Annotated in this window: 22 protein-coding genes; 12 read left to right on the top strand and 10 right to left on the bottom strand. The window is 45.7% G+C overall.

All coding sequences use genetic code 11. From position 1 onward, the window contains the following. Nucleotides 1–27 precede the first annotated feature (27 nt). Together KE626_RS20020 and KE626_RS20025 are read left to right on the top strand one after the other, a co-directional pair. Complete coding sequence (locus tag KE626_RS20020) at nt 28–549, top strand: DUF4252 domain-containing protein (protein ID WP_211974714.1); 522 nt, start codon at nt 28–30, stop codon at nt 547–549. 17 nt (nt 550–566) lie between these two features. Beyond that, complete coding sequence (locus KE626_RS20025) at nt 567–1,076, top strand: DUF4252 domain-containing protein (RefSeq protein WP_211974715.1); 510 nt, start codon at nt 567–569, stop codon at nt 1,074–1,076. Between the two features lie 7 nt (nt 1,077–1,083). Here the strand turns inward: KE626_RS20025 and KE626_RS20030 are convergent, their stop codons facing one another. Then, a complete protein-coding gene (locus tag KE626_RS20030) occupies nt 1,084–1,407 on the bottom strand; it encodes a DciA family protein (RefSeq protein ID WP_249207594.1) in 324 nt (107 codons plus the stop codon). 75 nt (nt 1,408–1,482) lie between these two features. Next, nucleotides 1,483–2,568 (bottom strand): DNA replication/repair protein RecF, encoded by a 1,086-nt coding sequence (recF, locus tag KE626_RS20035; RefSeq protein ID WP_211974716.1) that lies wholly within the window; start codon nt 2,566–2,568, stop codon nt 1,483–1,485. A gap of 189 nt (nt 2,569–2,757) precedes the next feature. Between recF and pdhA the strand changes: the two genes are divergently transcribed. From pdhA to KE626_RS20070, 7 genes are all read left to right on the top strand, one after another. Beyond that, nucleotides 2,758–3,789, top strand: a complete 1,032-nt coding sequence (gene pdhA, locus KE626_RS20040; RefSeq protein WP_249207595.1) for a pyruvate dehydrogenase (acetyl-transferring) E1 component subunit alpha — start codon at nt 2,758–2,760, stop codon at nt 3,787–3,789. Between the two features lie 141 nt (nt 3,790–3,930). Continuing rightward, nucleotides 3,931–4,632, top strand: a complete 702-nt coding sequence (locus KE626_RS20045; RefSeq protein WP_211974717.1) for a tetratricopeptide repeat protein — start codon at nt 3,931–3,933, stop codon at nt 4,630–4,632. A 65-nt stretch (nt 4,633–4,697) separates the two neighbouring features. Continuing rightward, nucleotides 4,698–5,198 carry a 6,7-dimethyl-8-ribityllumazine synthase gene (gene ribH, locus KE626_RS20050; RefSeq protein ID WP_211974718.1) on the top strand — a complete coding sequence of 167 codons (501 nt, stop codon included), beginning with the start codon at nt 4,698–4,700 and terminating at the stop codon, nt 5,196–5,198. 51 nt (nt 5,199–5,249) lie between these two features. Beyond that, nucleotides 5,250–5,969 (top strand): (Fe-S)-binding protein, encoded by a 720-nt coding sequence (locus tag KE626_RS20055; protein WP_211974719.1) that lies wholly within the window; start codon nt 5,250–5,252, stop codon nt 5,967–5,969. 116 nt (nt 5,970–6,085) lie between these two features. Then, complete coding sequence (locus KE626_RS20060; RefSeq protein ID WP_211974720.1) at nt 6,086–6,499, top strand: EVE domain-containing protein; 414 nt, start codon at nt 6,086–6,088, stop codon at nt 6,497–6,499. Nucleotides 6,500–6,626: 127 nt separating this feature from the next. After that, nucleotides 6,627–7,556 carry a DUF4349 domain-containing protein gene (locus KE626_RS20065; RefSeq protein WP_211974721.1) on the top strand — a complete coding sequence of 310 codons (930 nt, stop codon included), beginning with the start codon at nt 6,627–6,629 and terminating at the stop codon, nt 7,554–7,556. A gap of 10 nt (nt 7,557–7,566) precedes the next feature. Beyond that, complete coding sequence (locus KE626_RS20070) at nt 7,567–8,244, top strand: SIR2 family NAD-dependent protein deacylase (protein ID WP_211974722.1); 678 nt, start codon at nt 7,567–7,569, stop codon at nt 8,242–8,244. A gap of 164 nt (nt 8,245–8,408) precedes the next feature. Here KE626_RS20070 and KE626_RS20075 read toward each other — a convergent pair whose 3' ends face one another. Next, on the bottom strand, nt 8,409–9,731 hold the full coding sequence (locus tag KE626_RS20075; protein ID WP_211974723.1) for a saccharopine dehydrogenase C-terminal domain-containing protein: 1,323 nt from the start codon (nt 9,729–9,731) through the stop codon (nt 8,409–8,411). A 423-nt stretch (nt 9,732–10,154) separates the two neighbouring features. On the opposite strand from KE626_RS20075, the gene gyrA reads away from it, so the two are divergent. Next, complete coding sequence (gyrA, locus tag KE626_RS20080) at nt 10,155–12,761, top strand: DNA gyrase subunit A (protein WP_211974724.1); 2,607 nt, start codon at nt 10,155–10,157, stop codon at nt 12,759–12,761. 165 nt (nt 12,762–12,926) lie between these two features. After that, on the top strand, nt 12,927–14,186 hold the full coding sequence (locus KE626_RS20085; RefSeq protein ID WP_211974725.1) for a tetratricopeptide repeat protein: 1,260 nt from the start codon (nt 12,927–12,929) through the stop codon (nt 14,184–14,186). Nucleotides 14,187–14,477: 291 nt separating this feature from the next. On the opposite strand, the gene KE626_RS20090 is transcribed toward KE626_RS20085, so the two are convergent. The 4 genes from KE626_RS20090 to KE626_RS20105 form a co-directional block, all read right to left on the bottom strand. Beyond that, nucleotides 14,478–14,681: a hypothetical protein gene (locus KE626_RS20090; protein WP_211974726.1), complete on the bottom strand. Its 204-nt coding sequence runs from the start codon at nt 14,679–14,681 to the stop codon at nt 14,478–14,480. Nucleotides 14,682–14,826: 145 nt separating this feature from the next. After that, nucleotides 14,827–17,025 (bottom strand): hybrid sensor histidine kinase/response regulator, encoded by a 2,199-nt coding sequence (locus KE626_RS20095; protein WP_211974727.1) that lies wholly within the window; start codon nt 17,023–17,025, stop codon nt 14,827–14,829. A gap of 143 nt (nt 17,026–17,168) precedes the next feature. Then, nucleotides 17,169–17,360: a hypothetical protein gene (locus KE626_RS20100; RefSeq protein ID WP_211974728.1), complete on the bottom strand. Its 192-nt coding sequence runs from the start codon at nt 17,358–17,360 to the stop codon at nt 17,169–17,171. A gap of 127 nt (nt 17,361–17,487) precedes the next feature. After that, nucleotides 17,488–18,183: a LytR/AlgR family response regulator transcription factor gene (locus KE626_RS20105; protein ID WP_211974729.1), complete on the bottom strand. Its 696-nt coding sequence runs from the start codon at nt 18,181–18,183 to the stop codon at nt 17,488–17,490. Between the two features lie 196 nt (nt 18,184–18,379). On the opposite strand from KE626_RS20105, the gene KE626_RS20110 reads away from it, so the two are divergent. Further along, entirely contained in the window at nt 18,380–20,008 is a 1,629-nt protein-coding gene (locus KE626_RS20110; protein WP_211974730.1) for a hypothetical protein, read from the top strand. Between the two features lie 46 nt (nt 20,009–20,054). Here the strand turns inward: KE626_RS20110 and nfi are convergent, their stop codons facing one another. The 3 genes from nfi to KE626_RS20125 are packed head-to-tail and all read right to left on the bottom strand — an operon-like array spanning nt 20,055 to nt 22,664. After that, nucleotides 20,055–20,744: a deoxyribonuclease V gene (gene nfi / locus KE626_RS20115; protein ID WP_249207597.1), complete on the bottom strand. Its 690-nt coding sequence runs from the start codon at nt 20,742–20,744 to the stop codon at nt 20,055–20,057. Between the two features lie 24 nt (nt 20,745–20,768). Further along, nucleotides 20,769–21,977, bottom strand: coding sequence for a DUF763 domain-containing protein (locus KE626_RS20120; RefSeq protein ID WP_211974731.1), 1,209 nt, complete (start codon nt 21,975–21,977; stop codon nt 20,769–20,771). 21 nt (nt 21,978–21,998) lie between these two features. Beyond that, nucleotides 21,999–22,664, bottom strand: coding sequence for an MgtC/SapB family protein (locus KE626_RS20125; RefSeq protein WP_211974732.1), 666 nt, complete (start codon nt 22,662–22,664; stop codon nt 21,999–22,001). Nucleotides 22,665–22,692: the final 28 nt, after the last annotated feature.

Genomic DNA, 22,692 nt, shown 5'->3' on the forward strand with positions numbered 1-22,692 from the left:
TTCTAAACCTGATATAAATATAAAAAAATGAAACGATTCCTATTATTGTTGATGGCGGTCTTTGCCAGCTTCCACCTCTCGGCCCAGCAGGTGAGCGTCATAGACCGGTTTTTCCAGAAGTACGAAAACGACCGGAACTTTACGCTGGTCAGTATTACGCCCAAAATGTTCAGCATGTTCGCCAAAGTAGATATGGGCGATCCGGATGCCAAAAACATGATGAAGGTGATCCAGAAACTGAAGTCACTGCGTATCCTCGCCAAAGAAGAAACGAAAGACGGGCCACGGTTGTATAAGGAAGCCGCTAATTTTCTCAGCAGCGACTTTGAAGAACTGATGACAGTCCGCGATAAAGACAGCGACCTGAAGTTTATGGTGAAAGAAAACAACAGGGGTAATATCAGCGAGCTTATTATGCTGGTGGGCAGTTCCAGTGAGTTCATGGCTATGAGCCTGGTGGGCGATATTGATCTCAATGAAATATCGCTGATTGCCGGTTCTGTAAACATACAGGGCATGGATAAACTGAAAAACATTAAGAAGAAGTAATTCAAAACCCAACTCCCATGAAATCATTTATTATTGCCGCCGGTTGTTTTTTGTTAGCTGCAACAGCAGTAAGCGCACAGGACAAATGTTTACGTGAGTTTCGTAACAAATACCGCGGTGCAGCAGAAACGCATACAGTAGGACTGGGCTCGTTTTCCATGAGATTGGCCGGCTGGTGCCTTTCCTTTGATGATAGTGATACTGACGCCACTGCCATTAAACATGCATTGAAAAATGTACGCCGTGTAAAGATATACACCATTTCTAACGTAAACGGCACTACGGTAAGCAACGACGATATCGCCGATTTAAAAAGCAACCTGCAGAGAAATGAAAACTTTGACCTGCTAATGGAAGTAAGAGATAAGGGCAGCCTGGTTCATATACTCAATAAAGGAAAGGATGATGAGCTGGGTAATGTGGTAATGCTGGTGCAGGATCAAGAGGAATTTGTTATTGTAAACCTGCAAACCACCTTAAAGATTGCCGAGATCAATAGCCTGATCCGCCAGTTTGCTTCCAACTGATCCCTTTCTACCTGATCATCACTTCTTTTACAATGTTCTCCCCGAGCATTTCATTCACCAGCTTGATGATCTTGTCTTTCGAATAAGTCAATTCCTGTTTTAGTGGCGCCACTGTTGTAGTAACGATCAATTTATTATCGATCAGTTGTATACTCTGTGTGTACCTGGCAATCGTTTTGCCCATCAGTTTCTCCCAGTTATCCTGGATGCGTACCTCTATCAGGCGGGGTTTCATCCTGCTCTTATTCATAAATTCCCTGAGGGCATCTCCGATACTGGTAGTTCCGTGGCGCATGGCGCGAAGGTAGGAAAAAAATAGCGGTTGGCCCATTAGCGATTAGCTTTTAGAAAATGCAGCGAAGAACATGAGATGTTGATCTTCGCTGCATTTTCTAAAAGCTAAAAGCTAACTGCTAATCGCTATTAATTGTATCTCGGTTTCGGTTCCCTGGAAGGCTTGTTGAAGGCGGGCTGCATGTGTATCGGTAATAAACACCTGGCCGTAGTTATCACTGGCTACCAGTGCAATTAAACGGGTAACGCGTTCCTGGTCCAGTTTTTCAAATACGTCGTCGAGCAGCAGGAGAGGCGGGAAGTGCTTATGCTGACGGATTACTTCAAACTGGGCCAGTTTGAGTGCAAATAAAAAGCTTTTGCGCTGTCCCTGTGAGGCGCTGGCTTTCATAAGGTGATCATCCAGTAAAAAAAGAAGATCATCGCGGTGAATACCGGTGGTAGTACGTTGCAGCTGCATATCGCGGTAGCGGGCATTGTTCAGCTGGACGGCATAATCTTCTTCCTGCAGTGTGCATTGGTATTGGATATTCACTATTTCGTGTGTGCCGGCTATATAATCATACAGTTGCTGTACTTTCGGGATAAAGGTTTGCAGAAAGGCCCGCCGGGTTTCGTATACCGGAATGCCATGCATGACCAGCTGGAGGTCAAACACGTCCAGGAGGCTGTCCTGGTTTTGCCCGGTGGCGGCCATATTTTTCAGGAGGCTATTCCTTTGTACCAATATTTTCTGGTAGACGATCAGGTGATCGAGGTAGTCGGGATACAGCTGCGATAGCAGGCTATCGAGCCATTTGCGCCGTTCCTCGCTGCCACCCAGTATAATTTCCGCATCGTCCGGGGCTATCATTACGGCAGGGAACTGGCCGATATGGCGGGAGAAGCGATCGTATTTATCGTCATTCAGGCTGATCTCCTTTTTCCCTTCTTTTACAGTACATACAATTTTTTCCGCTTGTTTATTCTTATCTAGTACGCCTTCTATGCGGAACCCGTTGGTCTGGTATTGGGTATTCTGACTTTCACTGCGGGTAAAATAGCTGCGGGTAAAACAGAGATAGTAGATGGCGTCCAGTAGGTTGGTCTTGCCTGCACCGTTCCGGCCGGTAATCCCTACAACCCTGTTATGGAAGGTAAAGGTCTCCTGCGTGTAATTTTTGAACTGGACGAGTGATATTTTATTTATATACAGCAAAGAAAAAAGTTATGCGTAATTAATAATATGCAAAAATAATTGTCTTTATAAGTGTTAAAGAACCGCACTAATCGGAACTTCCCTGCGATTCAGGTGCAATTAAATGCAAAACTGTTTGAAATTGATGAATTTGCATAATTTAATGGGAATTAGAATTGATATTTATATTTTACGATTTTCCTGTTATATTTGCGAACAAATTTAGAAAGAGTGCAAACTAAAACAGACGTGAAGACGAAATTCACCAAAGAGACATATCTGTACTGGTATGAATTGATGCTTTTGCTGCGCCGCTTTGAAGAAAAGACAGGCCAATTGTATGGGATGCAGAAGATCCGTGGCTTTTGTCATTTGTACATAGGACAGGAAGCAATTGCTGCTGGTGCGATGACAGCGACCAAGCCGGAGGATAAATTCATCACGGCTTACCGTGATCATGCGCTCGCAATAGCAAAGGGTATTTCCGCTAAAGCTTGTATGGCAGAACTGTATGGTAAAGCAACTGGTTGTTCGAAAGGAAAGGGAGGCAGCATGCACTTTTTCTCTAAAGAGCACGGGTTCTTCGGTGGCCATGGTATTGTTGGAGCTCAGATAGGCACTGGTGCCGGACTGGCGCTCGCAGAGCAGTACAAGGGAACAGACAACGTAGTGTTGTGTTTCTTCGGTGATGGAGCTGCCCGCCAGGGTATGTTGCATGAAACCTTCAACATGGCGATGACCTGGAAGCTCCCGGTAATTTTCATTTGTGAAAACAACATGTACGCCATGGGTACTTCTGTAGAACGTACCTCCAACGTATTGGATATTTATAAATTGGCTGATGCCTACGAAATGCCTGCCGATTCTATCGACGGTATGAGCTGCGAAGCTGTGCATGATGGTATCGAAAGAGCTGTTAAGCGTGGTCGCGAAAATGGCGGTCCAACGTTACTGGAAATCAAAACTTACCGTTACCGTGGTCACTCCATGAGCGATCCCGCTAAATACCGTACTAAAGAAGAACTCGAGGAATACAAGGAAAAAGATCCGATCAACGAAGTGCTGAGAGTAATTCAGAAAAATAAATGGGCTACTGAAGCTGAAATCGAAACAATCAACGAACGCGTAAAAGTGGAAGTTGAAGAATGCGTAACTTTCGCGGAAGAATCACCATGGCCAAACGATGATGAACTGTTGAAGGATGTTTACATTCAGGAAGACTATCCATTTATCGTAGACTAAAGCATTTAGCTGTCAGCACTTAGCCAATGTAGCGGGGAAAATATATACTCTCCACAACATTGGCTAAGTGCTGACAGCTAAAAGTTAACAGCTAATAGCTTTACCTATTAAATAACCAAGCAATCACAATTACACCTTACAATGGCAGAAACTAAAGATAAAGCCACCGTGCCTCAACCTGCAAAAAAAGATTTTGATCTGGAGAAATCCATGCACAAGGCAGAAGACTTCTTCTATAAAAACAAAAATGTTATATCTATTGCAGTATTGGCTGTGGTAGTAGTGGTAGGCGGTTTCTTCGCCTATAACCGTTTTGTAAAACAGCCGAATGAAAATAAAGCACAGGAAATGGTTTTCCATGCACAGAACTATTTCGCGGTGGATTCATTCAAACTGGCACTGAACGGTGATGGTAACAACTACGGTTTCTTACAGGTAGCAGATAAATACGGCAGCACACAGGCCGGTAACCTGGCTAAATACAGCGCCGGCGTTTGCTACATCCGCCTGGGTGAATTCCAGAAAGGTATCGATATGCTGAAATCCTTCAGCTCAAATGATCTGCTGTTACAGCCTACTGCTTACGGTTTGATCGGCGACGCCTACATGGAACTGAACAAAACTGACGACGGTATTGAATCTTACAAAAAAGCCGGTCACTACAATGATAACGAGCTGACAGCTCCTGTTTACCTGTTTCGCGCCGGTTTGGCCCTGGAAAAAGCAGGTAAAGCCCAGGATGCTATCACTATCTATAAAGAAATAAAAGAGAAATTTCCGCTGACCAATGAAGGTCGTGAAATGGACAAGTACCTGGCAAGACTGGGTGATGTAAAGAACTAGCTACTGACAGTTAGCTGTTAGGTTTAGCTAACAGCTAACTGCTGATAGCCCAAAGCTAAAAGAATATGTCCGAGCACAATAAAAGCTTACTAAATGACGCTGGCATTCTCAACCTGGAGGATGCCAGTGTTGTTATGGTGTATACCGAATGGAACGACGCCATCGTGAATGAACTGGTAGCAGGTTGCGATAAAGCCCTGGCCCAGTACAATGTCAGCAAAACAGAAAAGGTGATAGTACCCGGTGCTTTTGAATTACCTTATGCCTGCAAGCAATACTGGGAAGCTACCAAAGGTACCGGCAAACAGCCTGGCGCTATTATTGCTTTCGGTTGCGTGATCCGCGGCGAAACACCCCATTTTGATTATGTGTGTAAAGCCGTAACAGAAGGCATCCTTCAACTGAACCTTCAGTTACCCGTTCCTGTTATATTTGGAATATTAACGGTAGATAACGAACAGCAGGCGCTGGACAGGCTCGGAGGAGCCCACGGCCATAAAGGAGAAGAGGCTGCCATCACTGCTTTGAAGATGATCGCGTTGCAAAGAAAGTTAGCTAAGAGCTAATTATTGAACAAAAGGTTGGCTAACAGCTAACAGCTAAAAGCTAAAAGCTATATGAATGTCCAGTTATTTATACCGTGTTTTGTAGACCAGTTGTTTCCTGAAACCGCGTTTAATATGGTAAAGGTGCTGGAGAAACTGGGATGTAATGTGATGTATAACACGGAACAAACCTGTTGCGGTCAGCCGGCCTATAATGCCGGGTACCAGGATGAATGCCGGACCGTTGCTACCAAGTTTGTAAAGGATTTTAAAACATTCGACTACATTGTAGCACCCAGTGGCTCCTGTACAGGTTTTGTGCGCAATTACTATGGTAAATTGTTTGATAATTCTGCCGCACATAATGATGTAAAACTGCTTAAAAAGAACCTTTTCGAGTTTACCGAATTTCTCACAGATGTATTGCATGTAACTGACCTGGGCGCCACGCTGAACGGCGTTGGCACCTACCACGATGCCTGCGGCGCACTGCGGGAATGCGGTATTAAGGAAGGACCACGTAAACTGCTTGAAAAGGTGAGGGGACTGGAACTGAAGGAGATGAACGATTGTGAGGTTTGCTGCGGATTTGGCGGTACCTTTTCCGTTAAGTTTGAGCCGATTTCCATGGGAATGGGGGAGCAAAAAGTCAACAATGCGGTCAACAGCGGCGCTGACTACCTGATCTCCACAGACCTTTCCTGTTTGATGCACCTCGACGGGTATATCCGTAAACATGGCACCAACATTAAAGTGATGCATATCGCAGATGTGCTGGCGAGTGGCTGGTAACCCGGAAGGCAAAAAGCAGAAAGCAAAAAACAAAAAGCGAAGATGCTTTTCCGGCCGGTGCCTGATAAATCTTCGCCGCATTTACTAACAGCTAACAGCTAAAACCTAACAGCTATATGAACTACTGGCTGGTAAAGTCTGAACCATTTAAATACTCCTGGGATCAGTTTGTAAAAGACAAAGTTACTTTCTGGGATGGAGTACGCAACTACCAGGCGCGCAATAACCTCAAAGGCATGAAAAAAGGCGACCAGGTATTGTTTTATCATAGTAATGAAGGCATGGAAATAGTTGGCCTGGCTACCGTGTCAAAGGAATTTTACCAGGATCCTACCACACCCGATCCAAACTGGGTGGTAGTGGAACTGAAACCACTCAAGCCCTTTAAGAAATTCGTATCACTGGCGCAGATGAAAACAGAAAAGAGGCTGGCCAACCTGTCGCTGATCCGCCAGGGACGCTTGTCTGTATGCGATGTGAAGCCCGAAGAGTTTGAAGCCATTATGGAAATGGGTGGTATGAAGAAGTAAGTATTTTACAGAGACAATAAATGCGAAGGTTATCTTTCTTACAGGAAGATAACCTTCGTTGTTTAAAAAATGCAGGCGGCGTTATGGAATTCCGCCGGCGGGTACATCATAGCACAAATCTCATGATATGAAACACGCCATTTTTCTGACCCTCTGTGCGGCCGTAAGCATATTGTCGGCCTGCAGCCATAACAAAGATTCCGTAGCTAAAAACATGACCATACAGCGTGCGGAGCTTCCCGCCACCGCTGCTGCAGCCGTTGACGAAGCGGCTCCGGCGGCCTTTGCAGAAGATCCCAATAAAGAACAGGAAAAAGCGCTGGACACCGACCAGGGTGACCCCAACACCGCTGCGTTACCCATCCCCCAGAAAATTATAAAAAACGGGATACTCCGCTTTTCAACCAGCGATTTTGATGCCTGCAGAAATCGTATAGCCGACACCGTTAAAAAATATGGAGGCTATATTGCCAATGAAAGTCAAACAAGCAACAACATGCAAATGCGCAATGAGCTGGAAATAAAAGTGCCTGCGGCCGCATTTGATAAATGCCTGGAAGCACTGACTGGTGGCGCCACGCGGGTAGAGGAGAAGAGTGTCACTTCTTCTGACGTGACCGCAGAATATGTGGATGTAGATGCACGGATGAAGGCGCGCCTGGCAGTGGAGCAACGTTACCTGCAGATATTACAGCAGGCAAAAAAAGTAGAAGAAATCCTTGCCGTAGAAGCACAGCTGAAAAGTATCAGGGAAGAAATTGAATCGGCCAAAGCCCGCCTGCAATATATGGATCATCATGTAGCTTACAGCGGTATTCATCTTACTTATTATCAAACCTTTGCTAACACCGATCCGCAGGCCCCGGGATTTTTCCAGCGTTCCTGGCTATCGTTTAAAGACGGCTGGAATAGCCTGTTGTCTTTTTCACTGGGTATATTGAGCGGATGGCCTTTTGTGCTTGGTATTGTTTTTCTCTTTATTTTTATAAGACGAGGAATAAGGAAATGGAAATTAAAAAGGGCCATTGCCCAAACCCCAACTAACATAAACCTATAAACGAAACAACATGAAACCAAGATTGGTGGTGCTGACCGGAGCCGGCATCAGCGCAGAAAGCGGGCTCCGAACCTTCCGCGACTCAGATGGCTTATGGGAGGGCTACGATGTATACGAAGTAGCTTCTCCGAAAGGATGGCAGCAAAATCCCGCCCTGGTGCAGGACTTTTACAACGGCCGTCGCAAAGATGTCATGGCTGCCATGCCCAACGCAGCCCACACCGGGCTGGCAAAACTGGAAGAGAAATTTGATGTACGGATCATTACACAAAATATTGACGACCTGCATGAGCGGGGCGGTTCTTCCCATGTGCTGCACCTGCATGGAGAAATATTCAAAATGCGCAGCGTTCATAGTGAAGAGTTGATCTATGACATCCGGGGAGATATTAAGATGGGCGACCTTGCCGGAGATGGAGGACAATTACGGCCGCATATTGTGTGGTTCGGAGAAGCGGTGACGATGATCGAACCTGCTATCAAAGAAGTACGTGAGGCAGATATTTTTGTGGTGATCGGTACTTCGCTGCAGGTTTATCCTGCCGCCAACCTGTTGCAGTATGTGAAGTGGAGAACGCCCACGTATATCATTGACCGTAAGATTCCTTCATTTGAATCCATGCCCAACCAGTTTAAAATTGAGAAGCCGGCTACAGAAGGCGTGGCGGAGCTGATACAGTTGCTGTGAATGGCGGAAAGCAGAAAGCTAAAAGCTATTCGGATATAATTACTCGCTACAATAGCTTTCTGCTTTTGGCTTTCCGCTAATAAAAAACCTCCCCGCTCAGGGGAGGTATCACAAGTCCTTGTGCCCGATTAGAGTCCATCATAGGAAAACAATAACGTTCGCTTTTATTCAAAGCTTTCCTCAAATCTGATATCGTACTCTTCTAATTCTTTTAGAACGGGGTTATATATTTCCGGCATCACCGGTATCTGAAGTCCTGTTAAAGTTACCTTATCCTGCAGTATCAGCTTGGCCATGATTCCAAGGGGCAGGCCTACTGTTTTTGCCATTGCGGTATGTACGTTGTCTTCGCCCTGAACAATCATGTAACTGTGCATCCTCGTAGCCATGTTGCGGCGTTCGAATTCAATTTCATGCAGCATTACAATCATATCCTTGTCTGCCGGTTCCATTTTGAGTTTGTTCTCCACCAGGAATTGCAGGATGCCGGCGTTGGTTTGCTCACCTAAATTTATAACATCTGTACTTAATAATCCCAGAAATTTTAGCTGACGGATAACTTTTGACTTGGTGCTAACGTTCAGGAACTGTGCGAGGCTTTCTTCAGGGGCGCCTGTTTGTTCATTAACGGCTTTGGTGGCCCATTCCGTATAGGTTAATGTATCTGTGGCAATTTTATGACTGTCTTCCGTCAAACCCAGCTTGATCAGGGCATTCCAGCCTTCGCAGAAATCGGGGAAGCGGAGGGTGGCGCGCATAAAAGTGGCCAGGTCCTCCAGTTTATAGGCTTCCATGTATCCGAGCGAATCGCGGTTGGGGTAAAAGGCCAGTTTACCAAGACCGGGTACCTGTATGGTTTTGGTATGGTCGAACAGTTGTTCGTAGGTGAGTTCTTTTACCTTTCCCTTTTCTTTGTAGGTAGCGCCGGAACCGCCTGCCAGCACAATGTTCCGGGCGTTCCATGACACCTTGTACTGCCATGGATTATCGTTGCTGTCCGGCGAAATCAGGCCGCCACAGTAGGATTTAAAGGAAAATATTTGTCCGCCTTTTTTCTCGATGGAGTGGATGAGTTTCATGGCCGACATATGATCAATACCAGGATCGAGACCCATTTCATACATGAAGAGCAGGCCGGCATTTTCTATATCGGCCTGTAGTTTACGTACCTCCGGGTCTATATAGGAGGCGGTGAGCAGGTTCTTTTTTGCTTCCAGGCAATCTTTTGCCACTAAAATATGCAGTTGAGCGGGGAGCAGGGAAATAACAAGATCGGTGTCCCTGACCAGTTGCAGCCTGGCTGCATTATCTTTTATATCCAGCGCCACGGGGGTTGCGTAGTATGATTTTCCTGTTTTGGACTTGATAAGCGCCAGGTCATGGTCGGCTACAGTGATATGCCATTTTTGTCTGGGTGCGTTTGTTAACAGATAATCGATCAAACTGGTGGCCGATTTTCCGGCGCCAAACAACAGTATGTTCTTCATAGTCTTCTTTAGAAAAGTGATTAAGAATCAGGGGAATAACAGCTCCTTTGATACTAATGTTCGAATTTTTAGGCAAATTCGGATTTATTCTTATTATATATATGTTTTCCGTTGATTCGATATATTGATTATCAGGGCCTTAGAAACAAATATGCTGCCAATGTTTCCATCTCAATGCATTATAATTGTTTAACATATTGCAGATAAATTAAAATCAGGGCTGTCTACCTATAACGCAAACGGTATATAAATGGTTGTCATTCATTGAGTAAATCAATCATATATCCATATTGCAATATAATCGTTTATCCCTATAGCCCTTTTTATTCACATTTCTTGATATTTAGGCAGAAATAAGGGCTGAAATGGCTATATTTGCCTTTATCTGTTTTGAGCAGAAAAAACTGTAAATCAACACACAAAATGACAGAGCATACGGAAAATCATCAGGAAGGGAGAATTGTCCAGATTAACATCGAGGAACAAATGAAAACGGCCTACATAGATTACTCTATGTCCGTGATTGTGGGTCGCGCCCTGCCCGATGTAAGAGATGGTTTGAAACCTGTGCACCGCCGCGTTTTATTCGGAATGAATGAACTGGGTAACCACAGTAACAAAGCCTACAAGAAATCAGCGCGTGTTGTGGGTGAAGTAATGGGTAAATATCACCCGCATGGTGATGCCTCCATTTACGACACCATTGTACGTCTGGCACAGCCCTGGAGCATGCGTTATCCGATGGTGGATGGTCAGGGTAACTTCGGTTCGGTAGATGGAGACATGCCGGCCGCGATGCGTTACACCGAGATCCGTTTGCAGAAGATCGCGGAAGCCATGCTGGAAGACATTGAAAAAGAAACAGTAGACTTTACCAACAACTTCGACGATACCCTCGAAGAACCTACTGTACTGCCAACCCGTATTCCCAACCTGCTCGTTAACGGCGCCTCCGGTATTGCCGTAGGTATGGCCACCAACATCATGCCCCACAACCTCAGCGAGGTAGTGGATGGTGCTGTGGCCTATATTGAGAACAGGGATATCACCGTGGAAGAACTGATCAAACATGTAAAAGCACCTGACTTCCCGACAGGAGGTGTTATTTATGGTTTTGAAGGCGTTAAGCAGGGTTTTGAAACCGGCAGGGGCAGAGTAGTGGTAAGAGGTAAAATTACTTCAGAAACGGCTAAAAACGGCCGCGAGAAACTGGTGATCTATGAACTGCCTTACCAGATCAACAAGGCAGTATTGCATCAGAAAATTGCGCAGCTGGTAAACGATAAAATCATTGAAGGTATTTCCGATGTACGTGACGAAAGTGACCGTGAAGGAATGCGCCTGGTAATTGATCTGAAAAGGGAAGCTATCTCTAATGTGATCATCAACCAGTTATTTAAATACTCCGAACTGCAGACATCTTACGGTATCAACAACGTGGCGCTGGTAAAAGGCCGTCCGCGTATCCTGAATCTGAAGGATATGATCGCAGAGTTCATCGATTTCCGTCATGAGGTAGTAGTGAGAAGAACCCGCTTCGACCTGCGTAAGGCAGAAGAAAAAGCGCATATCCTCGCCGGTTACCTTATAGCGCTGGATCACCTGGACCAGGTAATTGCCCTCATCCGTGCTGCTGCAACACCGGAAATCGCAAAAGATGGCCTGATGTCCGAGTTCGGGTTATCTGAACTGCAGTCAAAGGCAATACTGGAATTGCGTTTACAACGTTTAACCGGTATGGAACGCGATAAGATCCGCGCCGAATACGACGATATCATGAAGCTGATCGCTTACCTGAAGGAAGTACTCGATGATGAAGCTTTGCGTATGAAGATCATCCGGGAAGAACTGGAAGAAGTGAAAAAGAAATTCGGTGACGAGCGTAAAACTGAAATCCAGTACCTCGCCAGCGAAATGAGAATTGAAGATATCATTGCAGAAGAAGATGTGGTAATTACCATCTCTCACCTCGGTTATATCAAACGTACTTCCGCTTACGACTATCGCCAGCAGAAACGTGGCGGCCGTGGCGCCATCGGCGGTAAAACCCGCGATGAAGATTACATCGAACATCTCTTCGTGGCCTCCACCCACCATACCATGCTGTTCTTCACGGAAAAAGGCCGCTGCTACTGGCTGAAGGTCTACGAAATTCCGGACGGGGAAAAGAGCGGTAAAGGACGTGCCATCCAGAACATGATACAACTGCCGGCCGACGATAAGATCCGGGCTATCATTGATATCAAGGACCTGGGCGATAAAGACTTTATCAACAGCCACTATATTGTACTTTGTACCAAGAAAGGTATCATCAAAAAGACCATGGTGGAAGAGTTCTCCCGCCCGCGTCAGAATGGTGTAAATGCCATTACTGTCAACGAAGGCGACGAACTGCTGGAAGCTAAATTAACCACCGGCGACAGTCAGATCATGATGGCCATCCAGAGCGGACGCGCTATCAGGTTCCCTGAAGTAACCGTAAGGGATACAGGTCGCGGCGCCATCGGTGTAAGGGGAATTGAGGTCGATAGCGACAAGGACGAAGTAGTTGGTATGGTTTGTGTGAATAAGGAAGACGATCAGAAAACGATCCTGGTTGTTTCTGAAAAAGGCTTTGGTAAACGGACCAACATTGAAGAATATCGTATTACCAACCGTGGTGGTAAAGGGGTGAAAACCATTAACATCACTGAAAAAACCGGTAACCTGATCGCCATACTCGATGTAACCGAAAAACATGATCTGATGATCACCTGTAAGTCCGGCATCACGATCCGCATGGCAGTTGCTGATATCCGCGAAGCTGGTCGCGCCACACAAGGGGTTCGCCTGATCCGTCTCGATAACAACGACGAAATTGCTGCAGTAGCCCGCCTGGATGAACAGGAAGAAGAAGAAGTAATCAATGGGGAAGAAGGGGAAGAAGGTAGCGAAACAAACGCTGTAGCCACGGACAATGCACCTGCTGCTGAAAGCGACGATGCTCCGGAAGAAACCACCGGCGACGCAGAAGAAACAACAAACGAATAAAGTATAAATTAATTAAAAAAACAGGCAACAGCTCCCTAGAAAGAACTGTTGCCTGTTCCTGATAAAAAATACAGCCAGCTCTTAGTGGTAACAACATAGCTGGTTGTATTTATTTATTGGAGCACCATACTCTTATTGTAATCAGCAACTAAAAAAAACAAAAGCATGAAAAAATTATTGGTATCTCTTCTCTTTTGCACGGCCGGTGTATCGGTTATGGCGCAACGGGCAAAAGTTAGCAGTGCGGATGAGAACCTGAAGAAGCAAGATCTGGAAAAAGCCAAGGCGGATATCGACGCAGCATTGCAGAACGATAAAACCAAGAACGACGCTAAAACATGGCTGGTTGATGGTAAGATCCTGGAAGCAATGGGTACTAAACAAAAGAACCCTGCACTGGCCGGTGAAGCTTTTGCTGCCTTCAAAAAAGCATTGGAAATAGATCCTAAAATGAAAGAGGCAGTACTGGAAATGAACCAGCCTTTATTCAATGTGTACGCTACCATCGCCAATGCCGGTTATGCCAACCTGAATGAGCAGAAATGGGATTCCTCTCTGATCAACTTCAAACAGGCTTTCGAAGTAGCTGACTTCTACAACAGCAAAAACTTAGGCGGTTCCATTCCTACCGATACTGCCCTGACTTTTTATGTGGGTTATGCCGCTAACCAGGCAGGTAAAAAAGATGATGCCTTCACTTACCTGAAGAAAGCATCTGATCTGCAGTTCAAAGGAGAACCAGCACTCTATGTAATCCTGGGACAACTGTACGAAGAGAAAGGTGATCAGGCTAACTGGCTGAAAACAATTGAACAGGCTAAAGTTTTATTCCCTAAGGATAAACGCTTTAACGATATGGAAATGGCTTTCTACAGCAAAACCGGTAAAACAAATGAACTGCTCGGTATGCTGGAAAAGAAAATCGCCGATAATCCAAATGATGAAGCTGCGGTACTGGACTATGCTATCCGTGTAGACAACCTGGCTAATCCCCGTGATGAAAAAGGTAACGACGCACCTAAACCAGCTAACTACGAAGAACTGATCGGTAAAGCTGAAGCTGCGTACAAGAAAGCGATTGAAATGAACCCTGCTGATGCTACTGCTAACTTCCAGCTGGGTGCACTGTATTTCAACCGCGCAGTTGTTTTCAACAAAGAACTGAACGGCCTGGATAGCAAACAACAAACTTCCGCAAAAGCAAAAGAATTACAAGCTAAAGTAGAAGGCCTGATGAACCAGGCATTACCTTTCTTTGAAAAGGCAGATGCCGGCTTTACTGCTAAAGCCGCCAGCCTCGATGCAGGTGATAAACAAACCTACGAAAGCTGCCTCTATGCTTTACAGAAGATCTATGCGATCAAGAACAACACTGCTAAAGTAGAAGAAGTGAAAAAGAAGCTGGATGGTTTAGGCCAGAAATAATAGCAGTATTATACATAGAATTGAAAAGAGTCCACCATCGCGGTGGACTTTTTTTTGCCCAGGATTAAACTGATTTTGATGATTTACAGGATTATTTTTTGTGATTTTAAAAGATTTTGGGAGACTTAAGCGGAAATGATCTACTTAATTTTTAAAAGGCAAATTAGAATCACAAAAAATAATCCTGTAAATCATCAAAATCAGTTTAATCCTGGGCAAAAAAAGACGCAAAAAAATCCCGTCAACCTGAGGCAGACGGGACTTGTAACTCAAACGCTGTATGGTACTGAATTATGCTTTTTTAGCAGCTGGAGCAGCAGCTTTCTTTGCATGTTCGTGTTTAGCAGCTTTCTTAGTAGTATCAGCAGCTGGTTTTTCAGCTTTAGCTTCAGTTTTAGCTTTTTCTTTCTTTGCAGGTTTAGCAGCTGGTGCTTGTGCAAAAGATGCAGCAGAAATGCTCATTGCTACTACAGCGGCGATCAGGCTTTTTTTCATGATAATTGTCTTTTTAAAATGATTAGATGATGAATGTGTTGTTATAATTTCTACAGTAAAAATACATCAGGAGAAGAGGCGATATTGGGAGGTTTCGGTGAACAGGGGATTACTGTCGTTGAACAGGGAAAAATGTACGGTTAACCTATAATAAAATATTGATAGCCTCCTGAACAGCCTGTATACACAACTGTTTCAGGGTATTGAACTGTCCGGCTACCACCTGGGGATGGTAGTTATTATCCTGTAACTTTTCGAGTGGTTCGAGGATAGGATAGAGATGTGCTTCCAGACCAATAAATGATACCGTTGTTTTGAGATTGTGTGCATTCGCCCGGATAGCAGGAATGTCTTCCGCTGCCACTGCTTTTTTCAGCAGCGATAATTCCTCCGGCAGCTGTGCAATGAATTGTTCCAGCATGGTTCTCTCAAAGCTGGTATTGCCCTTGGAAAGATCGTGCAGGTAGGCGAGGTTGATCAGCTGCTGCATACCATTTTCATGCGGGTGATGCCAGGTGGCCGGCAACTCCCGCGGAGGCAGTTTACCAATGTATACCTGGATCATTTTATACAGTTCATCTTCCATAATGGGTTTCGAAATATATTCATTCATACCCATCTGCAAACATTTTTCACGTTCTCCGGCCATGGCATGCGCGGTCATGGCTATTACCGGAATGGTGGAATGCAGTTCATTCCGGATGGCCTGTACAGCAGAATAGCCGTCCATTTCGGGCATTTGTATATCCAGCAATACCAGGTCGTAATGTTGTTTATCCAGTGCCTGTAACACTTCTTTACCATTATTAACCACCTTGTATTGCAGCTGCCAGCTTCCGAGTAAATGCCGGAGCAGGTTCTGGTTCATTTTATTGTCTTCCGCCACCAGCAAACGAACATCGGGATGCAGTGCCGGCTGATCGTTCTCCGCGAAATAGGAATTACCTTCTTCCGAAAGCGATTCCGCTAAAGTATAGGGTAGCTCCACTTTGAAAGTGGCGCCCGCTCCGGCTTTACTTTCCACCGAAATAAAACCATTCTGTAATTCTATCAGCTGTTTTACGATGGTAAGTCCCAGGCCTGTTCCGCCGAATTTCCTCGTAGTAGAGGCTTCTGCCTGGTTGAAGCGGTCAAATATGCTGTGCAGTTTGGAAGCATCGATACCAATACCGGTATCACTAACGGTAAACAATAAACGAACGGCATTATCTTCTGCCCAAATTTTCGCCACATGGATACGTACGTCGCCTTCCTGGGTAAATTTAACCGCATTGCTGGTAAGGTTCACCAGCACCTGTGTTAACCGCATGGCGTCTCCATACAGGATGTCGGGCACATTTTCGTCGATGGTAACGGAGAGTTGTAACTGTTTCTCTTCAGCCTTTGGTTTGAACATGGTATTAACACCATGCAGCACGCTGCGTAAGCTGAAAGCGGTGGCTTCTATACGCATCATGCCGGATTCTATTTTCGAGATATCGAGGATGTCATTGATGATTTCAAGTAAGCTCTGGCCGGCGCCTTCAATGGCGCCCACATATTCTTTCGACTTTTCGTTGAGAGGCTGCCCTTTTAGTAAATGGGTAAATCCCAATACAGCATTCATGGGGGTGCGGATTTCATGGCTCATATTGGCCAGGAACTGGTCCTTTACGGCGGCTAGTTTTTTCTCCTGCTGTTGTGAGGTATCCAGGGCTTCAATCAGCTGCTCCTGCCGGTGAATGCGGCTGGTAATATACAGGAAAGCCAGCAGGCTCATTAAACAGGCAAAAAATACAAGTACGGTACCCCAGCTCTGTGCTTTTTGACCGCTGCTGTCTATCAGGTGAGTGGTGCGGTTCACTTCCGACTGCCGGGTGGTATCCAGTTGCCGCAAAATACTGTTGATGGCTTCTCCCAGGCGCTTTCCCTTTTGATTGTTGATCATTCTTTCTGCTGCCCATTTCCCGTTGCTGTAGAAAGTATCCAGCACCATCAGGTTAAAGTTGTTTTTCTCGTCTACCAGGTAATTAAGCTGGGTCAGCAGTTTTTCGGTGCTGTCGTTGCGTATAATTTTATTGATCTCTTTGAGGTCGGCTTTTATGATGGCTACTTCGGCTTCGATGCCGGTAATATGGGTGGTATCCTGGGAAATAACTGCACCGCGCACTTTGCTGTCGGTTTTGGCCATATTGGTTTGCAGCTTCTGTAGTTCATTTTTTACATTAAGCTCCTGTAACAGTTGCTCGTTGCCTTTAATCAGTTTGTGGATGTTGTTGGAAGAATTAAACTGCAGCACAACAAATAGTATCATTCCGGTAATGAACAGACCAAGGAGGTAATATTTGATTCTTTTAGGCTGCATGACAGTTTAGTACATATAAACGCTGATATAGGAAAGCCGGTTCGTTAAAAGTAGGAAATTATTCCTGAGTTCTCCAGAAATTTAGCCTCAGAGCAGGATTACTCTGAGGCTAAATTTCTGAACAGCCAAAAAACAAATACTGATTATTTTGCTTTTGGTGCAGCCGGAGCAGCAGCAGGTTTTGCTGCGTGATGATGTTTTTTATGTGATTTGTGAGCGGGAGCTTTCGCTGACGCTTCTTTCTTTACTTCTTTTTTAGGTGCAGTTGTTTGTGCAAAAGATGATGCACTCATAAACAACATTGCTGCGGCGATAATAATACCAAACTTTTTCATGGTTGTATACTTTAAATAGTGATCAATTGTTTGACGACCTAAAGGTACATCCACTTACGGGGCGATGGCATAACTTATGGCCCAACAGGCGGCAGCTGTCGGTCAAGCGGGATAAAGTGTCGTTGAATTATAAGAGGTTCAGTTTATTGTTCAGGGCAGTACGGTAAGCATCCGCAATAGGGATCACGTGCTTCTGAATAAGGATGGTACCGTCTTCTATGGATTCAATTTTGTCGAGCGCAACGATGTAGGAACGATGCACCCGCATAAATTTACCGGGAGGCAACTTTTCTTCCAGGGCTTTCAAAGTAGTATGGATCGCATGGAATTTCTGCGGCGTATTAAGCTTAACATAGTCGCCCATTGCTTCCAGGAAAAGGATATCTTCTGTGCGTATCCGTTTTAATATACCATTGTCCCGTATAAAAACAAACTCTGTATCTGATACCTGCAGCTCCCGGTTATTGCTGTCTACTATTTCCCGGGCCTTTTCTACAGACTGTATAAAACGGGCGGGTTGCACTGGTTTAATCAGGTAGTCAGCCACATTCAGTTCAAAAGCTTCTACGGCATATTCTGTTTTCACCGTGGTGAAAATGATGACCGGCCGCTTTTTTCCCAGGTTGCGGGTCAGTTCCAGTCCGCTCATGCCAGGCATTTCAATATCCAGCAGGAGCAGGTCTATTTTTTCTTTCTGTAAAAGATTATAAGCCTCCATGGCGCTGTTGCATTCACCAATCACATGAAGATGGTCCACATGGCTGGCCAGTTGTTTCATGGCAGTACGCGCTAACTTATTATCGTCTACTATCAGGCAATTCATGCGGCTAATTTAAGGACAAATCATAATATAAAATCAGGTTAGCGGCAACTGTGACGCAGTTTTTTCCATGTGAGCGCAAGTTTTAACTTTTCTATTTACATTTTCCGGATGCCATTACAATTCTTACTAAAAAACACCGGCAGATGATTTATAGATTAATAATTTCATATATTTGAAATTATTAATTGGTTAAATGATGAAACATCTTAGATGGCGGTTGCTATTGGCAGTACTACTGATCGGTACCTGCGTTAGCGCCCAGGTGCCTGCGGTAACGTTGGGTCCTGACTTTAGTGAGCCCGCAGATGGCTGGGACAAGCTCCTCCAGCTGAGGAACGGCAACACGCTTTACCTGCATTTTGGAAAAAAGGAGGGATTGCTGGTAACCGTATACAATCCACAGCATGAATTAACCGTTGCCGATACCGTACATACACAACAGTGGAATAGCGCGGACCTTGAGTCAACCGAAATAGATGGTATCTATGAAATAAACGGGCAACCGGTTATATTTTTACAGCAGCTGGTAAAATATATCCCGGTGTTATACCGCCTGGTACTGGATCCGGAAACGGGGAAGCTGCTCCGGGAAGACAAGCTGGGGGAAATACCTACCGTTCAACACCGGAGCGTGTTTGCAGACGATAACCTGGCATCACATGATATCTTTGTAGAGAAAGACCCGGCAAGTGATTACTACGCTGTGGCCTTTTTTTCAGGAGCCGCTATACAGAAAAATGACAGTGTTCACGAGCGGATACAGGTGTTGCATTTCTCCCCCGCGCACGAACAGGTTAATAAAGCCTGGTTCTATTTACCCGATACTTCGTATAGCTATTTCAGTTATATCAGCATGGCTGTGCAGGGAAAAGAACGGGTATATCTTGCTACAGTGGGGTTTAACGCGAAGCAGAAAGATGACGATGCCGGGCCTAAGGTACTTTTTTCTTTGCTGTCGCCGGATTCGGCGACTTTTGCGCACCGTGTGCTGGATTACACAGCGGGCGCCGGTAATGTAGCCGGTTATATTCAGGCCACGCCGGCCATGGAGCAGGTGCGCCTGTTGCTATACCTTCCTGCCCATCAAAAGGAGGGAGGAACGGGGATTATGATGAACACCTTCCTGGCCGCAAATGGTAAGTTGAAAAAGCATGTACAGTTGTCGTTCCCGGAACTGACCAGGAATGTACTGTTAAACCTGGGATACAAGGAAGAATACAAAGGCACTCCGCAACGATTAGTACTAAACGAAGATGGCAGCAGTACGCTGTTGCTGGAAAACCTGTCTTTCTTTAAGCAGGGCAATTCTCAGGTTAATAAACTACATACAAATCTTGGTGATATTGGCATTGCCGTATTGGATACCGCCGGCCGGGAAAATACGACCATGGCGGTTTCCAAGTACCAGGTGGTTACAGGTGTTTGCGAGCCCTTCCAGCTGCAGCGCCGCGCCAAAAGTGAATGGGTGTTCCGTAATAAAATTGCTGCACTGAATACCAATACCTATCTCTCTTATGACTATATTCCCGGTGCTGATCTTTCTTTTGTATTGTTTAATGACTACCTGCAATACCTTGACACCGGGGGACAAGATAAAGTACGTAAGCCATTGAAATTCGCTGCTGATGCCAATTTCGTTTGTTATCGTTTCTATAAGGGAAAAATGGAAAGGCTCTTTTTATTTGGTATGCCGGAAGTAACGAAAGGTTATGCCTGTATGATGGGCGCAACAGATTACCTTCCTCAAAGCCGTCAATACGCAACCATTTTGATTTCCCGTAGTGGATTGGAAAAGAAGGCCAATATCGCCTGGATTAAGTTTTAAGCGGCGGGTTGAATGCGAAGCGCAAATATCAGGGCTGCCGGTGCTGCTACAGCGCGCTCCATCCTTCCGGGACCGCACCCAGCCTGAACTGGTTTACGGCGTTATGCGCCAGTCTTGTAGGCTCGGGAAGGCGATAGCCCTTTATGCATTGCCGGAGAATATCAAGACTGCCAGGCACATCTGCCAGGTGTCCTGGCGACACAAAAATTGGTTTTACGTTCGTTTTGCTGCGGAATACATTACCCAGTAGTTGTCCTTGTTTGTCGGTCAGCGGGGTATGGCTGCCCTTTTCCGGCGCCGGTTCCTCATAAATGCCAAACAGTTTCTTCTTGGCGCTGCCAATGGTAGCCTGATTGGCAAGTACACCAAAGTGGCTGGCAATACCCATACGACGCGGATGAGCGATACCATGGCCATCTACTACGAGGATATCGGGTTTCACGGGTAATTGTTCCCACGCATCCAGCAAGGGAGGGATTTCACGAAAAGCAAGAAACCCGGGTACATAGGGGAACAGCACTTCTCTTTTTACAAGACTGTAACCCACCGGGATAAGCGATGGAAATTCCAGCAGCACGATGCCAGCATACACCGTAGTACTAAATTTATTGAAGGAGATATCTGCTCCGGCGATGTAGTTTAGCGGACCTTTAAAGGTAACAGTTTTTACCTGTTGCTGCATTTCCCGTTGTATAACGGTGGCTTCCGGTATGGTTAAATTGTTGTAGTTGATCATGACAATCGTTGTTTATTATTCCACTCAGAAAAGCTTGAGCTGCTCACCGTTCCCGGGTTCCGGAGGTTTTACTGCTTTTCCGAAAACTGTTCTGCCACCGTACTGCCAGGAGTTCTGGCGTTCCTGTGCTATCACTTTATCGAAATTGGCGTTGGGCTCAAAGTCTTTTTCCATTTGCTGAGACAGTATTGATAATTTTCGGATGGCGTCTTTTTTATCAGACTCGCCGATCTTAGCTTTTTGCAATGCCTCTTTCAGTGTATGGATCGTTTCATCGTAAACCCTGGTAGGCACCGGGAAAGGATGTCCGTCCTTACCGCCATGAGCAAACGAAAAACGGGCCGGATCATCGAAGCGGGAGGGAGTACCGTGTATCACTTCGCTCACCAGCGTAAGCGATTGCAACGTTCTGGGGCCTACGCCTTCGAGCATCAGCAGCGTTTCAAAATTAGCCGGCTGGGTATCATGTGCCAGGGCCAGTACGCTTCCAAGTCGTTTCAGATTTACATTCTCCGCTCTCACATCATGGTGGGACGGCATCGTGAGATGGCGGATTTCGGGAAGCAGGTGGACTGGCTTCTCCTTTGTCAGCTGCAGGATGCCCGATTTAGTGCTGCCTGCCTGCAGATCGGTCAGGTTAAGGATCTGTCCCTGGTTACGACCATATATAAAAGTATGCGGCGCTTCGGTGAAAGACCTGAATGCAGCCGAATGCCAATGATAGCGTCTGGCCATGCTGCTGGCATCATTCATACCTTGTTGTACCACTGCCCATTCTCCTTCATCAGACAGTATAAAGGAGTGCAGGTATAGCTGGAAACCGTCCTGAACGGCGGTATTGTCGACCTTGGCGGTGAGCTTGCTGCTGTATACCAGTTGATCGCCGGGAAGCCCGATTTTATTGGCAATAGCGGTGAGCTCTGCAGGCGTTTGTTTGCTATGGCGGCCTTTGCCGCCGCAAATATAGATACCCAGTTCAGCGGAACGGGGATTGACAGCCTTTTTCAAAGCACCCATTACGCTGGTGGTAATGCCGGATGAGTGCCAATCCATGCCCAGCACGCAGCCCAGTGCCTGAAACCAGCAGGGATCGCTGAGTCGCTTTATCACTTCACTCTTACCATAGTCTGTAACGATGGCCTCCACAATAGCGCCGCCTAAAAGACTCATACGCTTCGCCAGCCAGGGCGGTACCTGGCCATAGTGTAAAGGCATATCTGCGTATGATGGCATAAATAATAATTAATGAAAGGATTACAGGGGATTGGACTGCACTTCGTACTGGAAGATGTTTTTATTTTGCAGCAGGTAAGTATCCAGCTGCTCCATTTTATCGCGGTGGCCGCGTACCGCGTAATTTACTTCTATGACGTCTTCCTTTCTCACGATCATCATTTTTTTATATTTAAGATGAAACCCCTGTAGTATATTTTCAACATCCATGTGTGGAAATTTCTCTTCATAAAAGTAAATTGTGTAGAGACGTTTGTCGTTCATCTGCGCAATTTTCCTTTCGCCAAACTCCAGTACAATTAAAACGATCAGCGAACCGGCGAGGGCCGCCGCTGCCAGCCAGTACTGGCTCATACCCACGGCCATGCCCAGTGCGGCGGCGATCCAGATAGAGGCCGCCGTGGTAATTCCATCTATGGTGTAATCGCCTTTGAAAATCACACCGGCCCCGATAAAACCAACGCCCGTAAGGATATTGGAGGCTACCCTGTCGGCAGAGTTAGGGAATCCCAGTTCCGCTGATAAAATGGTGAATACCGTACTGCTCATACATATCAGCGTCATAGTACGCATCCCTGCGGCCTTGCGCTTATATTCCCTTTCGAGTCCCAGTAATGCTCCCATTACCAGCGCAATCAGTACTTTCAGCAGCTGGTCTTCTTCTATGACTTGCAAAACATGTTTCATCGTGAAAATATATTGCTACAAATGTACG

Source organism: Chitinophaga hostae, from assembly GCF_018224885.1.
Lineage (GTDB): Bacteria > Bacteroidota > Bacteroidia > Chitinophagales > Chitinophagaceae > Chitinophaga > Chitinophaga hostae.

Excerpts from the sequence above, each read along its gene's own strand:
- KE626_RS20020 (WP_211974714.1), top strand. The coding sequence starts at position 28 with ATGAAACGATTCCTATTATTGTTGATGGCGGTCTTTGCCAGCTTCCAC.
- KE626_RS20025 (WP_211974715.1), top strand. The coding sequence starts at position 567 with ATGAAATCATTTATTATTGCCGCCGGTTGTTTTTTGTTAGCTGCAACA.
- KE626_RS20030 (WP_249207594.1), bottom strand. The coding sequence starts at position 1,407 with ATGGGCCAACCGCTATTTTTTTCCTACCTTCGCGCCATGCGCCACGGA.
- KE626_RS20045 (WP_211974717.1), top strand. The coding sequence starts at position 3,931 with ATGGCAGAAACTAAAGATAAAGCCACCGTGCCTCAACCTGCAAAAAAA.
- ribH (WP_211974718.1), top strand. The coding sequence starts at position 4,698 with ATGTCCGAGCACAATAAAAGCTTACTAAATGACGCTGGCATTCTCAAC.
- KE626_RS20055 (WP_211974719.1), top strand. The coding sequence starts at position 5,250 with ATGAATGTCCAGTTATTTATACCGTGTTTTGTAGACCAGTTGTTTCCT.
- KE626_RS20060 (WP_211974720.1), top strand. The coding sequence starts at position 6,086 with ATGAACTACTGGCTGGTAAAGTCTGAACCATTTAAATACTCCTGGGAT.
- KE626_RS20065 (WP_211974721.1), top strand. The coding sequence starts at position 6,627 with ATGAAACACGCCATTTTTCTGACCCTCTGTGCGGCCGTAAGCATATTG.
- KE626_RS20070 (WP_211974722.1), top strand. The coding sequence starts at position 7,567 with ATGAAACCAAGATTGGTGGTGCTGACCGGAGCCGGCATCAGCGCAGAA.
- KE626_RS20075 (WP_211974723.1), bottom strand. The coding sequence starts at position 9,731 with ATGAAGAACATACTGTTGTTTGGCGCCGGAAAATCGGCCACCAGTTTG.
- gyrA (WP_211974724.1), top strand. The coding sequence starts at position 10,155 with ATGACAGAGCATACGGAAAATCATCAGGAAGGGAGAATTGTCCAGATT.
- KE626_RS20085 (WP_211974725.1), top strand. The coding sequence starts at position 12,927 with ATGAAAAAATTATTGGTATCTCTTCTCTTTTGCACGGCCGGTGTATCG.
- KE626_RS20090 (WP_211974726.1), bottom strand. The coding sequence starts at position 14,681 with ATGAAAAAAAGCCTGATCGCCGCTGTAGTAGCAATGAGCATTTCTGCT.
- KE626_RS20095 (WP_211974727.1), bottom strand. The coding sequence starts at position 17,025 with ATGCAGCCTAAAAGAATCAAATATTACCTCCTTGGTCTGTTCATTACC.
- KE626_RS20100 (WP_211974728.1), bottom strand. The coding sequence starts at position 17,360 with ATGAAAAAGTTTGGTATTATTATCGCCGCAGCAATGTTGTTTATGAGT.
- KE626_RS20105 (WP_211974729.1), bottom strand. The coding sequence starts at position 18,183 with ATGAATTGCCTGATAGTAGACGATAATAAGTTAGCGCGTACTGCCATG.
- KE626_RS20110 (WP_211974730.1), top strand. The coding sequence starts at position 18,380 with ATGAAACATCTTAGATGGCGGTTGCTATTGGCAGTACTACTGATCGGT.
- nfi (WP_249207597.1), bottom strand. The coding sequence starts at position 20,744 with ATGATCAACTACAACAATTTAACCATACCGGAAGCCACCGTTATACAA.
- KE626_RS20120 (WP_211974731.1), bottom strand. The coding sequence starts at position 21,977 with ATGCCATCATACGCAGATATGCCTTTACACTATGGCCAGGTACCGCCC.
- KE626_RS20125 (WP_211974732.1), bottom strand. The coding sequence starts at position 22,664 with ATGAAACATGTTTTGCAAGTCATAGAAGAAGACCAGCTGCTGAAAGTA.